The 13,944-nt window shown below is 69.5% G+C and carries 10 protein-coding genes; 3 read left to right on the forward strand and 7 right to left on the reverse strand.

Going from position 1 to position 13,944, the window contains the following annotated elements:
* Nucleotides 1-38 precede the first annotated feature (38 nt).
* The 3 genes from JJ685_RS01975 (at nucleotide 39) to JJ685_RS01985 (ending at nucleotide 3,090) form a co-directional block, all read left to right on the forward strand.
* Nucleotides 39-1,355 (forward strand): TRAP transporter large permease, encoded by a 1,317-nt coding sequence (locus JJ685_RS01975; protein WP_201672493.1) that lies wholly within the window; start codon nucleotides 39-41, stop codon nucleotides 1,353-1,355.
* A gap of 76 nt (nucleotides 1,356-1,431) precedes the next feature.
* Entirely contained in the window at nucleotides 1,432-2,487 is a 1,056-nt protein-coding gene (locus tag JJ685_RS01980; protein ID WP_201672494.1) for a TRAP transporter substrate-binding protein, read from the forward strand.
* 54 nt (nucleotides 2,488-2,541) lie between these two features.
* On the forward strand, nucleotides 2,542-3,090 hold the full coding sequence (locus JJ685_RS01985) for an NUDIX hydrolase (RefSeq protein WP_201673661.1): 549 nt from the start codon (nucleotides 2,542-2,544) through the stop codon (nucleotides 3,088-3,090).
* A gap of 21 nt (nucleotides 3,091-3,111) precedes the next feature.
* Here the strand turns inward: JJ685_RS01985 and JJ685_RS30025 are convergent, their stop codons facing one another.
* The 7 genes from JJ685_RS30025 to JJ685_RS02020 all read right to left on the reverse strand — a co-directional run bounded on the left by JJ685_RS30025 (nucleotide 3,112) and on the right by JJ685_RS02020 (nucleotide 13,748).
* Nucleotides 3,112-5,169, reverse strand: a complete 2,058-nt coding sequence (locus JJ685_RS30025; RefSeq protein WP_201672495.1) for a serine/threonine-protein kinase — start codon at nucleotides 5,167-5,169, stop codon at nucleotides 3,112-3,114.
* 66 nt (nucleotides 5,170-5,235) lie between these two features.
* Nucleotides 5,236-6,333 carry a type VI secretion system-associated FHA domain protein gene (locus JJ685_RS01995; RefSeq protein ID WP_201672496.1) on the reverse strand — a complete coding sequence of 366 codons (1,098 nt, stop codon included), beginning with the start codon at nucleotides 6,331-6,333 and terminating at the stop codon, nucleotides 5,236-5,238.
* A 14-nt stretch (nucleotides 6,334-6,347) separates the two neighbouring features.
* Nucleotides 6,348-7,241: an adenylate/guanylate cyclase domain-containing protein gene (locus JJ685_RS02000; protein ID WP_201672497.1), complete on the reverse strand. Its 894-nt coding sequence runs from the start codon at nucleotides 7,239-7,241 to the stop codon at nucleotides 6,348-6,350.
* A gap of 64 nt (nucleotides 7,242-7,305) precedes the next feature.
* The gene (locus JJ685_RS02005) at nucleotides 7,306-9,987 is read right to left on the reverse strand and encodes an MGH1-like glycoside hydrolase domain-containing protein (RefSeq protein ID WP_201672498.1); all 2,682 of its coding nucleotides are present in this window, start codon (nucleotides 9,985-9,987) and stop codon (nucleotides 7,306-7,308) included.
* Nucleotides 9,988-10,063: 76 nt separating this feature from the next.
* On the reverse strand, nucleotides 10,064-11,011 hold the full coding sequence (locus JJ685_RS02010) for an SCO family protein (RefSeq protein WP_201672499.1): 948 nt from the start codon (nucleotides 11,009-11,011) through the stop codon (nucleotides 10,064-10,066).
* Nucleotides 11,012-11,026: 15 nt separating this feature from the next.
* Nucleotides 11,027-11,527, reverse strand: coding sequence for a hypothetical protein (locus JJ685_RS02015; RefSeq protein ID WP_201672500.1), 501 nt, complete (start codon nucleotides 11,525-11,527; stop codon nucleotides 11,027-11,029).
* A gap of 16 nt (nucleotides 11,528-11,543) precedes the next feature.
* Entirely contained in the window at nucleotides 11,544-13,748 is a 2,205-nt protein-coding gene (locus JJ685_RS02020) for a multicopper oxidase family protein (protein WP_201672501.1), read from the reverse strand.
* Between the last annotated feature and the right edge of the window lie 196 nt (nucleotides 13,749-13,944).

Consider the following 13,944-nt stretch of genomic DNA (forward strand, 5'->3'; position numbering starts at 1 on the left):
GCGGAGCACGCAGTGCGGAAACCCGGGGAGCTTGCCCGATGACCCCGCTCGCCCTGTGCGGCGTCATCTTCGGCCTGATGCTGGTGCTGATGGCGTTGCGCACGCCGATCGCCATCTCCATGTTCGTGGCCGGCTGCGTCGGCTACGTGCTGCAGGCCGGCCTGGCGCCGCTGGAGAACTTCCTCAACGCGCAGGCCTTCGCGCGCTTCGCCAGCTACGACCTGTCGGTGATCCCGCTGTTCATCCTGATGGGGCACTTCGCCACCCAGGGCGGAATCTCCAAGGCGCTGTTCGAGTTCGCCAGCGCGGTGATGTCGCGCTTCCGCGGCGGCCTCGCCATGGCGGCCGTGATGGCCTGCGCCGCCTTCGGCGCGATCTGCGGCTCCTCGGTCGCGACGGCCGCCACCATCACCTCGGTCGCCCTGCCCGAACTGAAGCGCCACGGCTATTCCGGCCGGCTCGCCACCGGCACGCTGGCCGCCGGCGGCACGCTGGGCATCCTGATCCCGCCCTCGGTGCCGCTGGTGATCTACGCCATCCTCACCGAGCAGAACATCGCCAAGCTGTTCGCGGCGGCGATGGTCCCCGGCCTGATCGCCATGGTGGGCTACATGATCGCCATCGGCATCTACGTGCGCATGGTCCCGGGCCACGCGCCGGAGCACGAGCAGGCCTCCCGCATGACCCTGCGCGCGCTGCGCGGCGTGGTGCCCATCGCGCTGATCTTCGGCCTCGTGTTCGGCGGCATCTACGGCGGCTTCTTCACGCCCACCGAGGGCGCGGCGGTCGGCGCGGCGGCGACCTTCGTCGCGGCGCTGCTGAAGCGCGAGATGACGTGGGACAAGTTCAAGCACTGCTTCTACGCCACCGCCGAAGGCTCCGCGATGATCTTCATGATCTTCATCGGCGCCGACCTGATGAACGCGGCGCTGGCGCTCACGCAGGTGCCGGGGCAGCTCGCCAGCGTGGTGGGCGGCTGGGGCCTGTCGCCGGTCATGGTGGTCGCCGCGATCCTGCTGTTCTACGTGGTGCTCGGCGCCGTGATGGACGAACTGTCCATGATCCTGCTGACGATCCCGATCTTCTTCCCCCTGATCATGTCGCTGGACTTCGGCATGTCGAAGGAATACACGGCGATCTGGTTCGGCATCATGGTGCTGATGACGGTGGGCTTCGGCCTGCTGGCGCCGCCCGTCGGCCTGAACGTGTACGTCGTCAACGGCATGGCGCGCGACACCCCGATCTGGGAAAGCTACCGCGGCGTGATGCCCTTCCTGGTGAGCGACACGCTGCGCACCCTCCTGCTGCTGTTCTTCCCCTCGATCTCGCTCTGGCTCGTGAAGTACATGAGTTGAGATCCTCGGGGAAACTCCCCAAGGTCCCCGCGCCGCCCATGCGTTACCTTCGGACACCTCTCCTGGAGACCCGACAATGATGCAACGCAGAACCCTCCTTCGCTCCGGTGCCGCCGCGGCGATCGGCGGCGCGTCCCTCGCCGGCCTCGCGCAGCAGTCCGTCACCCTCAAGTTCCACACCTTCATGGCGCCGACGTCGAACGTCTGGCTGAACATGCACAAGGCCTGGATGGAAAAGGTGGAGAAGGATTCCGGCGGCCGCATCAAGTTCGAGGCCTATCCCGCCATGCAGCTGGGCGGCACGCCGGTGCAGCTCTATGACCAGGCGCGCGACGGCGTGGTCGACATCATCTGGACCCTCCCGGGCAACACCGCCGGCCGCTTCCCGCGCGTGGAGGTGTTCGAGCTGCCCTTCATCATGTCCAATGCCGAAGCGACGTCCAAGGCGTACTGGGAGTACGTGCAGACGATGGCGCCGGACGAATTCAAGGAAACCCAGGTCATCGCGCTGCACGTGCACGGCCCCGGCGTGATCCACACCGTGGACAAGGCGGTGAAGACGGTGGCCGACATGCGCGGCCTGAAGGTCCGCGCGCCCACGCGCCAGGTCACCAAGCTGGTGGGCTCGCTGGGCGCCACGCCGGTGGGCATGCCGCTGCCGCAGATCCCGGACGCCCTGTCCAAGGGCACCATCAACGGCTGCGTGATCCCGTGGGAAGTGGTGCCTTCGGTCAAGGTGCACGAGCTGACCAAGCACCACGCGGAATTCGATCCGGCCGGCGGCGCGCTCTACACGACCACCTTCGTCATGGCCATGAACAAGGCGAAGTACAACGCCCTGCCGCCAGACCTGAAGAAGATCATCGACGCCAACTCCGGCATGGCCACCTCGGCCTGGCTGGGCAAGGTGCAGCAGGGCGGCGACGTGCCCGGCCGCAAGGCCGCCGTGGACCAGCCCGGCACCAGCATCTTCACGGTCAGCGCGGGCGAGGCGCAGGAGTTCCGCCGCCGCTCGCGCCAGATCGAGGTCGAGTGGGTGGAGGACATGAACAAGAAGGGCTTCGACGGCCGCAAGCTGCTGGACACCGCCCGCGCGCTGATCGACAAGCACACCCGGTCGACCAAGGCGTAAACTGCCGGCCAACCTTCTCCATCGAGGGCTCCTGCGGGAGCCCTTGTCTTGTCCGTGACGCTTCGCAGCCCCATCAAGCATTGCCGCAATTGCGGGACCGCCGTGGTCTACCGCCGGCCCGACGACGGCGACCAGCACGAGCGCGCCGTCTGCCCGGCCTGCGACACCATCCACTACGAGAACCCGCTGAACGTGGTGGGCACCGTGCCCTACCTGGGCGACAAGGTGCTGCTGTGCAAGCGCAACATCGAGCCGCGCTGGGGCAAATGGACGCTGCCGGCCGGGTTCATGGAGCTGGGCGAGACCACCGCGCAGGGCGCCATGCGCGAAACCCACGAGGAGGCCGGCGCGCAGATCGAGCTGGAGGGCCTGTTCACGGTGCTGAGCGTGCCGGGGGTCGGCCAGGTGCACCTGTTCTACCGCGCGCGCCTGCTCTCCGATGTGTTCGACCCGGGCTTCGAGACGCTGGAGGCGCGCCTGTTCGGGGAGCACGAGATCCCCTGGGACGAGATCGCCTTCCGCACCGTGCGGGAAACGCTGGAGCGCTTCTTCGCCGACCGCGGGCGCGGCCAGTTCGCGGTCCACAACGTCGACATCCTGTAGCCGGCGCCGCCGGGCCCCGCCTTACCGCGACTGCAGCTGCTTGCTTTCCTCGCGCATGCGCGCCTCGTCGCGGCGCTTGACGCACAGGGGATGGTTGCGCGCGCCGGGCTTCTCGCAGTGTTCGGCCAGGCACAGCTCCTTGGACAGGAACATGCGGTCCTTGCACTGCTCGACGGCCTGGTAGCTGGGCCCGTTGCCGGCGGTGGCGACCGCCGGCGGCGGCGGCCGGTTCGGCTCGGGTTCGGCGCGCGCCGCCGGGGGCGGCGCAGCGGGGTACGGCGTCGGCTCGGCCGCCGGGGCGGCCGCGGCGATCCGGGTGCCGGCGGGTCTGGGCTGGCTCGCGGCGGCGGCCTTGCGGCCGGCGGCCCGCTCCTTTTCGACCTTGGCCGCGGCCGCCTGCGCGGGCGCGGGCGACACCTCCGCCGGCGGCTGCGGCGCCGCGGCGGACGGCGCATCGGCGGCAGGCTCCCCACCCTTGTCCTGCGACGGAACGGGCGCCGGGGCCGGGGTGTTCGCGGCGACCACGGCCGGCGCAGCCGGCGCGGCGGCCTCCGGCGACGGGCCCTTGCCGCGGCCGATGGCCAACGCCAGCACGCCGGCCAGGACGAGCGCGGCGACGCCCGCCAGCATCGCGACGGGCATCTTCTTCCGTGCCGGGGCCGCCGCAGCCGGGGCGGGCTCGGGCTTCGCCGCGGCGCGAGCAGGAGCGGGAGCCGGCGCCGGGCTGGCAGGCGCCTGCGGCGGCATGGCCTCCCGCGGCTGCGTCTCCGTCCGCGTGTATTCCTCGTCCACCCACTGCGTCGGCTGGAATGCCGGATCCGACCCTGCCGCCGGAGGTGGGGGTGGGGCCGGCAGCGCGCCCGCCTCCAGGTTGGGGAACGCGCTGCTCTGGAACACGCTCGGTCCGAAGGCGGCGACCGCAGGGGCGGCGGCACCCGGCTGGGTGGCCGATGCGGGCACCGTCGGCTCCCCGCCCGCCAGCCTGCGCAGGCGGCGGCGCGCCAGGTCCGCGTAGATGCCGGCCGGGAATCTTTCGAGGAAGCCCTGGAGTTCCTCCGGGTCGCTGGCGTCCTTGACGTCCTTCCAGTAGACCAGCTCGAGTTCCTGCGTCACCGTCGACATCCCGCCCGGGATCGTCGCGCTTCCCGGCACCGTGCCCCCCGGCACCGTCGGCGGCGGCACCGTCAGCGGGCGCGACAGCGCCTCGAGCCGCTTGTTCGGGTTCACCGGCGGCACCACGGTCTGGTCTTCCGCGCGCCGGATCGCCGCCTGCAGGGCCACCGCGAAGTCGCGCGCGGTGGCGAAGCGCTGCTCGCGCTCCTTGGCGAGTGCGCGGGCCACCACCGCGTCCAGCGCCGGCGGCAGCCGGCCGTTGATGCTGCTGGGCGAAGGCGGGTTGTGGCCGATGATCTGGTGGATGATCGAGAAGTCGTTGTCGCCGTCGAAGGGGCGCTTGTCGGTCAGCAGTTGGTACAGCACCACACCGGCGGAGAACAGGTCGGCCCGCGAGTCGATCTTCTGGCCCTGCACCTGCTCGGGCGCCATGTACTTCAGCGTGCCCACCATGCTGCCCTGGGTGCGCGTGGCCTCGCCCGAGTCCTGGATGCGCGCGACGCCGAAGTCGGTGAGCTTCACCCGCCCGCCCGGCTCGATCAGCAGGTTGGCCGGCTTGATGTCCCGGTGCACGATGCCCTGCTTGTGGGCGTAGTCCAGGGCGCTGAGCAGGTCGCGCACGATCTTCAGCGACTGCTCCAGGGAATAGCGCTCGCCCCGATCGAGGTGGTGCTTGAGGTCGTCGCCCTGGATGTACTCCATGACCAGGAAGGCGACGTTGCCGTCGCGGTCGGAGTCGTAGACGCTGACGATATTGGGATGCTGCAGGCGCGCCGCGGAGCGGGCTTCGGTGCGGAAGCGGTGCTCGTATTCGGCCGCGGCTTCCTCCGACAGGTTTTCCACCTTGACGGTCTTGATGGCGACGCGCCGGTCCAGGTTGGGATCGCGACCTTCGTAGACGACGCCCATCGCGCCCTTTCCGATGACGCGGAGAACTTCGTAACGTCCCAACTTTTTCAGAGTCACTTCAGCCCGAGGCGTAACAGGTGGAAAGTCATTCTAGCCGCCGGCCTGCCTGCGAAGCCCCCCGGCTCATCCGTCGGAAACCTGCCCTGTGTTGCGTTTCGCACGCAATAGCGCGCGGGCGTAGGCTCGCGCGAAATGGCGGGCCAGCAGCTCCCGCACCCACGTGGGCCCGGCGGCGCTGCGCTCGGCGTAGTCCCGCGCGAAGGCCTCCCAGGCCCGGGTGGATTCGAACAGCCGGCCGCCGCCGCCCAGCAGGCGCTTCTTGAGCGCCTCCGGCTCGAACTCCGCCAGCACGCCCCGCAGCGCGTCCGGCACCGCCTGCCCCATGGCCTGCTCGTGGGCGGCCAGTTCGGTCGCCAGCTGCGCCACGGCGCGCTCGGGCGGCACGAGGCCGGCGCTCGCGGCGCTGCCGCCGAACAGGTAGCGCAGCCTGCTCTCGAGGGAAATCTTCCCCCGCAGGGGATCGAGCTCGCGCGCAGGCGCGGTCGCGGGCTCGCCGGCGTGCGTTGCCCGCCGGGTGGCGTCCGCCGCCTCGCTGGCCTGCAGCAGGCCCAGCAGCGCGATGCGCGTGACGCGGCCGATCGCCTCCAGGTCGCCGCGGCTCAGGCCGGCGGCAGCCGACGCGTCCAGGCCCAGGCCGGCAAGGAAGGGCCGCAGGTCCGTCGCCGGCAGGGCGGCCTCGCCCTCCAGCGTGGCGGGCCCGAAGCCGCTGTGGAAGCCCCACTCGCTGAACGGGTCCTCCTCGTGCTCCTGCGGCGTGAGTGGCGCCGTCGCCTCCGCAGGGCCCAGCCGCTCGGCATCGACCTGCAGCCGCGCCCAGGTGTCCATGAACTCCGGCGGCGCGGGCTCGCCGGCTGCGGCCGCGAAGGCGGCGATCCGGAACGATGAGAGCGCCAGCACCTCGCCCGTGGCGAGCACGCCGCGCGCGCCCGGCGGCAGCTCGCCCGCGGAGGTCTGCACGCCGTTCACCACCGACAGCACGTGGAACTGCAACTGGTCGCCCTCGTTCCACACGCTCAGGTGGCGCCGAGAGACGTTGCGCTCGGGATCGGGCAGGCAGATCGCGCAGTCGACGTCGCGGCCGACGATCAGGGGCGGGTCGCCCGGCTCCAGGCGGCGGGTGAGCTCGAATCCCGGACCGGCGACGTGGACCTGCAGCGCCATGCCGCCCCTCCCTGCTAGCTGGCCAGCGAGAAGCTGGCGATCGGCGCCGCCTCCGCCATGCGGTCGCAGCCCAGCGCGATCTGGCCCTGCCCCACCAGGTAGCACTCGGTTCGGCGCAGCACCACCGGTTCGGGCTGGTTGCCGAAGTAGACCCAGGTGCCGAAGCTGGAGGCGTCGGTCAGCACGAAATGGCCGCCGCGCCACTGGATGGTCGCGTGCAGGCGCGACACCCGGGAATCGTTCACCGGGAGGTCGGCCGTCACCGAGCGGCCCAGCGTGACCGGCTCGCCGCGCGGCTGCAGCCGCAGTTGCCGGCCAGCGATGCTGATGTCCAGGGCGGCCTCGGCCGCTGCCGGACCGGCGAGGGAGACGCCCATCACCGTCGCCTCGGCATCCTGCCCCGGCTGCCATTCGACACGGAACACCTCGGTGGCGTCGGACTTGCCGCGCAGGTACATGGGGCCGAGGCTGCGCAGCTTGGCCTGCAGCGGCTCCGGCAAGGCGGCGCGCACGCGCTGGGTGGCGAGGATCTGCTGCGCCCCGGCCAGGTCGGCCAGGCGGGCGGCGCTGTTGACGGCGTCGCCGTAGCAGTCGCCGTCGATCTCCACCACTTCGCCCGCCTCGATGCCCATCTGCATCTGCACGGGCCGGCCGGTCCCGCCCGGGCGCACCGGCTTTTCCTGCAGGCGCTCCTGGATCGCGATGCAGGCGGTGACCGCATCCTCTTCGCCGCCGAACACCACGAACAGGCCGTCGCCCAGCAGCTTGACCACGCGGCCCCGGTGCTGCTCGCAGACCTTGGCGAGCGCGGTCGTGAACTGCGTGACGAAGCGCCCGGCGGTTTCGTCTCCCAGCCGCTCAAAAATGCCGGTGCTTCCGACCAGATCCGCGAATACGACCGTGGGCATGCGCGGTCATTGTATGCGGCGGTCCCGTCGAGCCGCAGCCCCCGCGCCGCTGCCGCACCCGTCCTCAGGCCGCCTGCAGTTCGGAGGCCGGCCTGGGCACGCCGGAGGCCAGGATCCGTTCCGCCGACGTGGTGGCGAACAGGTGCATGGTGCGGGCGATGATCCCCGTCCAGCCGGTCTGGTGGCTGGCGCCGAGGCCGGCGCCGTTCTCGCCGTGGAAGTACTCGTAGAACAGGATGAGGTCGCGCCAGTGCGGGTCGTCCTGGAACTTGCGTGTGCCGCCATAGACCGGCCGGCGCCCGTCGGCGCCGCGCAGGAAGATGCTGCCCAGGCGGCGCGCCAGTTCCTCGGCCACCTGGTAGAGGGTCATCTGCCGCCCCGAGCCGGTGGGACATTCGATGCGGAAGCCGTCGCCGAAGTAGCGGTAGTACTGCAGCAGCGCCCGGATCACCAGCATGTTCACCGGCATCCAGACCGGCCCGCGCCAGTTGGAGTTGCCGCCGAACATGCCGGAGTCCGACTCGGCGGGCAGGTAGTCCACGCGGTACTCCCGGCCGCCCGCGTTCAGCACGTAGGGATGCGCCACGTGGTACCGCGACAGCGAACGCAGTCCGCAGGGGCCGAAGAATTCGCCCTCGTCCAGCATCCGCGCCAGCACCCGCCGCAGCTTGCCCTCGTCCAGCAGGGAGGCCATGTGCCGGCCGGCATGGCCTGTCGCCATCGGATCGTGGATCAGGGAGCGCAGGCCGGCGTGGTCGGCCAGCGTACGGCCCAGGCGCCCGAGCAGTTCGGGGTAGCGCGCCGCCAGCTTGCCGTCGTAGACGGTCACCGCGCACAAGGGCAACAGTCCCACCATGGAGCGCACCTTGAGCCGCTGGGCCCTGCCGTCGGGAAGGCGCAGCACGTCGTAGAAGAAACCGTCCTCCTCGTCCCACATGCCGCCGTCGGCACCGGTCCGCAGCATGGACTGGCCGATCAGCAGGAAGTGGTGCAGGTACTTGATCACCATGTCGACGTACGCGGGCCGCTGCAGCGCGAGCTCGATCGCGATCTCGAGCATGTTCTGGCTGAACAGCGCCATCCAGGCGGTGCCGTCGGCCTGCTCGAGGTAGCCGCCGGTGGGCAGCGGCGAACTGCGGTCGAACACGCCGATGTTGTCCAGCCCGAGGAAGCCGCCCTCGAACACGTTGCTGCCGTTGCGGTCCTTGCGGTTGACCCACCAGGCGAAGTTCAGCGACAGCTTGTGGAAGGCTTCCTCCAGGAACTGCACGTCCGCCTCGCCGCGGCGCGCCTGCAGGCCGTAGGTGAACAAGGTGGCCCAGGCGTGCACCGGCGGATTGACGTCGCCGAAGTTCCACTCGTAGGCGGGGATCTGCCCGTTGGGGTGCAGGTAGCGGGCCCGCAGCATCAGGTCCAGCTGCTCCTTGCCGAAATCCTCGTCCACCAGCGTCAGGGCGAGCACGTGGAAGGCCAGGTCCCAGGCCGCGTACCAGGGGTACTCCCACTTGTCCGGCATCGAGATGACGTCCGCGTTGAACATGTGGCTCCACTGCCCGTTGCGCGGACCGCGCCGGCGCGGATCGAACGGATCGGCGCCGTGCTGGTCCAGCCAGCCTTCGACGTCGTAGTAGTAGAACTGCTTGCCCCACAGCATCCCGGCCAGCGCCTGCCGCATCACGTTGCGCTGGTCGGCGTCGAGCTGCGGCGGGATCACGCCCGCATAGAACTCCTCGGCTTCGCGCTGGCGCGCCTGCAGGATCTGTTCGAACCCGGTCCCGAACGCATTGCCCGGCGCGCCGTCGTGCAGCCGCAGGCGCACGGTGCGCGCCCCGGAGGCAGCGACCGCGAGGACGTAGTGAGCGGCGGCCTTGGTGCCCTTGCCCTGCCCGTTGACGGCCTCGCGCAGGCCGTGCACCACGTAGTCGTGAAAGCCGTCCTTCACGAAAGGCGAGCCGTTGGCGGCGCCGAACAGGCGCTGGGCGTTGGTTTCGTTCTCCGTGAACAGCAGCGTGGGGGCGCCCTCGCAGTCCAGCACGCGGGTGCCGAGCACCTGGTGGCTGCAGACGATCGCCGGACCCGGCGCGGAGCGCAGCTGCGGACGCTCCCGTTCGGCGACCCAGGACCAGGTGTTGCGGAACCAGAGCGTCGGCAGCAGGTGCAGCTGCGCCTCCTCGGGCCCGCGGTTGCAGACCGTGATCTGCACCAGGATGTCCTCGGGGCTCGCCTTGGCGTATTCGACGAAGACATCGAAGTAGCGGTCGCCGTCGAACACGCCGGTGTCGAGCAGCTCGTACTCGTAGTCTCCCCGCCCGCGCCCGGCGTTCGTCCGCACCAGGTCCTCGTAGGGATAGGCGGCCTGCGGATACTTGTACAGGTATTTCATGTACGAGTGCGTGGGCGTCGAGTCGAGGTAGAAGTAGTACTCCTTGACGTCCTCGCCGTGGTTGCCCTCGCTGTTGGTCAGGCCGAACAGCCGCTCCTTGAGGATGGGGTCGCGCCCGTTCCACAGCGCCAGCGCGAAGCAGAGGTGCTGGTGGTCGTCCGAGAGGCCCGCCAGGCCGTCCTCGCCCCAGCGGTAGGCCCGGGAGCGGGCCTGGTCGTGGCTGAAGTAGCTCCACGCATCGCCGCTCTCGCTGTAGTCCTCGCGCACGGTGCCCCACTGCCGCTCGCTCAGGTAGGGGCCCCACTTTCGCCAGGGAGCCCGGCCTTCGCGCGCCTGCCGCAGCCGGCTGTGTTCTGCCACCATGGGATGCTCCTGGTGTTGGGAGCACCTGTTTACCGGCGGGTCGCCACCCGGCCCATTGGACCTTGGTCCCAGACCTTCACTTGTTCGGTTGCGGCGGCGCGCGCTCCAGCGATCGCGCTTCGAGATAGGACAGCAGTGCGGCGACGTCGTCCGTGCCCAGTTCCAGATTCGGCATGCGGACCTGCCTGTATTTCAGGAACAGGCCGGTCGCGACGGGATCGCCCTCGGCCCGCATGCGCTCGGGCTGCGCGAGGTAGCGCGCGAGCCAGCTGCGCTCGCGCCTTTGCGTCACTCCCAGCAGGTCGGGACCGATCCGGTCGCCGCCGCCCACGGTGTGGCATGCCTCGCAGCGGCTCTGGAACAGGAACTGTCCCTTGTCGATCGAAAGGGGACGCGCCTCGGCATAGCTCGCCTGGGCGACGGGACTCTTCCAGCCGAGAAAATTGGCGATCGTGGTGGCCAGGAACTGAGGGTTGTCGATCGCCGAGTTGCGCATCCACATCCCGTTCGGCACGTCGCCCAGCATGAGGCTGGAGCTGTGGCCGTCCTTGCTCACCGCATCGCTGGTCCGCGACAGTCCCAGCTTGCGGGCGATCAGCCGGATGTCCTCTTCCTTGCCGGACAGGAACAGCCAGCCGGGACCGACGCCGAACTTCTGCGCATAGGCCTTGTTCTCCTTCGGTGTGTCCCAGGGATCGATCGCGATCGAATAGAAGAAGATGTCCTTGCCCATGCGGTCGCCGAGCAGCTTCTGCACCCGGACCAGATTGGCGGTCTCCAGCGGGCACACGTCCTGGCAGCTCGTGTAGAAGAGGAGGACGGCCACCGACTTGCCCTTGAGCAGGTCGTCGTAGAAGCGCAGGGTCTTGCCGTCCTGCGTGGTCACCGGGACGTTGGGAAAGTAGTCGGCGCCCCAGGGCGTGGCGGCCCCGCACAGGCCAGCGGCCCAGAAGGCTGCCACCCCGGCAAGCAGGATCGCACGCGCACCCCTGCGCAGCCCCCGGTACGGGGCGGTCATGGCCATGGCACCCTCGACGGATCAGGCCGGCGGAACGGACGCGATGCGCACCGGTGTCGCCTTCAGGCCGGTGGCGGCGTTGTACTGGACGCTGAACGACGCCAGCGCCGAACGCGCCAGCGCCACGTCGCTGTCCGCGGCAAACGAGATGCCGAGCTCGATCGAATCGAACGCGACCAGCGGCCGGTGCAGGATGGCCTGCGTCGCGACCTGGTAGATCCGGCCGGTTCGCTGGCCCTTGCCCGTGATGCCGCTCAGGTCGACGATGATTTCCAGCACCGGCGGTGCGTTGAAGACGGTGTCGTAGACCACCTTGCCGGAGATCGAGGCCTGGCCGCTGAACACCACAGGCTCGGCGCCGGCAGCGCTCGCGCCGACCGTGCCTGCGGCCGTGGCGACGACGGTGTTCAGCACCGAAGCCACGCTGGCCACCGCCGGCGTCTGCGCCGCGACCGGGCCCGACGCAGCGCCCAGGACGGTCGCCAGGACGACGGGAACGACCCGTCGATGCGTGGTTCTCATGATCGCCTCCGTGTGCTCACAACGCGGTCCGCAGGACCTGCGTCGGATCCCTGAACGTCACGCCCTGCGGCCGCGGAATCGGCGTGGGCAGCGGCCGCAGGAAGGGCGCGCCCCCGTCGTCGAGCTCCCAACGCAGCAGCATGGCGTTGTCTTCGTGCACGGTGTTGTGGCAGTGCTCCATGAACATCCCGCCCCAGTCGCGGAACTGCATCGTGATCCTGACGGTGCCGCCCGGTCGCACGCGGTAGACGTCCTTGCGCCCGCGCTCCCAGGGCGGAACCTTGCTCGCGCTGCCGTCCCGCGAGAGGATCTGGCCTTCCTCGAAATGGATGTGGATCGGGTGGTCCCAGCCGCCGCCACCGTTCCTGATCGTCCAGATCTCCCGCGTGCCGAGCCGCGGCGCCGCGGAGACGCGGCCGAAATCGGCCGCCAGCATGTCGGCGTTGTCGGTCTTGACGCCCCACGGACCGAAAGCCGACGAGGTCTCGTCGAAGGTGGTCTGCTTGGCGCCGCGCCCGAATTCGAAGATCCGCTCGCGCGCCACGGGGATGCCGGACAAGTCCGGGTTGGGGATCATCACGGCGGGCACCTGGCTGTAGTCCGGGTCGGCCGGGTCGCGCACCACCCTGAACTCCAGGAACCTGCCGACGCAAGGATCCTGGGATTGACCGGACAGCGCCTCGGACAGCCGGAGGTCCTTCGCCACCCGCTTGCCGTCCTGGTGCTCGGCCAGGTTGACCAGCCACACCTTGCCGTTCACGGGATAGCGGGAGAAGTCGATGACGATGTCGTAGCGCTCCGCGATGCCCTGCTCGTCCAGTTCCGTGAGCACCACCGGGGCGGGCAGCAGGTTGCCATCGTTGCCGATCTGGATCATGGGCGAGCCGTCGCTCAGCGCCAGCTTGAAGAAGCGAGACACCGAGGCGTTGAGGATCCGGAAGCGGTACTTGCGCCGCTCCACCTCGAAGTACGGCTTGTAGGTGAGGTTCACCGTCATCCGGTCGCCCAGGAAACCGTCGAAATCGAAGATGTCGAAAGCGAGCTGGCCGTACTGATCCCAAGCCTTGTCGGCGAGCATCAGGTTGACGTCGTACTCGAGGTTGCCCCAGCTCTTGGCCGTTCCGCTCGGCAGGCGCAGGTTCACGCCGTCCTTGATCCCCTCGTTGCCACGGTCGAGCGCGCTGTAGATGTTGAACATCGCCGCGTTGCCCTTGTACACGTTCTGCGAGGTGAAGCTGAACATGTGGTCGTGGAACCAGTGCGTGCTCATCGTCTCGTGCCAGTCGCCGGGGATGTTGACCTTGCCGCCGTTGTCGTCGGGGGTCGCCGCATAGGGATTGGTGGCCCCGGTGTTCATGCTGCGGAAGCCGGCGAGCACGATCGGCCAGTGGTAGTCGTAGAACTGGCCCGGGTAGAAGAAGGCGCCGGTGAATCCGTCGTTCTCCGCGCCGTGGTGGCCGTTGTGCTCGTGCGTGCTGATCGTGTGCCGGCCGAAGCCGCCGTTCTGGGTGACGTCCCACGGCAGCTGGTTTGTGTGGCGGAAGAGGATCGGCTCGCCGTAGCGCCCGATCACCAGCTTCGGCGGAACGGTGCCATTGAAAGTCCACACGGCATTGCCCACCTGCGTCGGCAGCCCCGGGTGGAACGCGCACGGGAGCGTCGCCGTGGGATCGATGCCGCAGTTGTACTGCGAGGCCACGGCGGGGTTGTAGACGGTGTTCCCCCTTCCGGGATCCTGGGTCGCGACGACCGCGATGCGCGGCGGATAGAGGGCGAAGTCCTGGTGCGCCCAGATCGGGCCGCCCGGGCGGCCCTCGATCGGTCCCGTGTCCCCGGGCTGGACGCCTGGCAGCGCCGGATTCAGCACCTGCTGCGTGAGGTTCGCGCCGGCGGTCGGCGCCGGCTTGAGGTAGGTGAAGGGGTCGGAGTGGCGCTCCAGCACGTCGAAGCGCGGCATCGCCGTGCTGAACGCCTGCACCCCGTACATGGGACTGGGCGGGACGCCGGTGGGGATCGCCCCCCACGAACTGCGCACGAACGGGCTCAGGCCATGCGTGGCGGCTAGCATGCCCGTCGACGTGAACACGCCCCACCGGATCAGCTCGCGGCGCGAGACCTGACCCTGGGACAGCGCCTTGAGGACTTCGAGGCGGTTGCGCCTTGCGCATTCCGCCTCACGCAGGGCTGCCGCCGAGGCAGCCCCGGACAAGAAGATGGACATCGTGCCGCCTCCTCCAAAGAGGACTTCACGTAATCGCTGACCTCGCGCCTACATCAGGTGGGGACTGTTTCTTCGCATTCACCCAACGATTCAGATTTGTCAGTTTGGGCGCCGAATGAATACTTTTCAAACCGCATGTAATGCGTTGTATCTACGAGGAAGAGTCCGCTGGCTAGGGGAGACTAGGCATTCAAGC

The organism is Ramlibacter monticola (assembly GCF_016722785.1).
Lineage (GTDB): Bacteria > Pseudomonadota > Gammaproteobacteria > Burkholderiales > Burkholderiaceae_C > Ramlibacter > Ramlibacter monticola.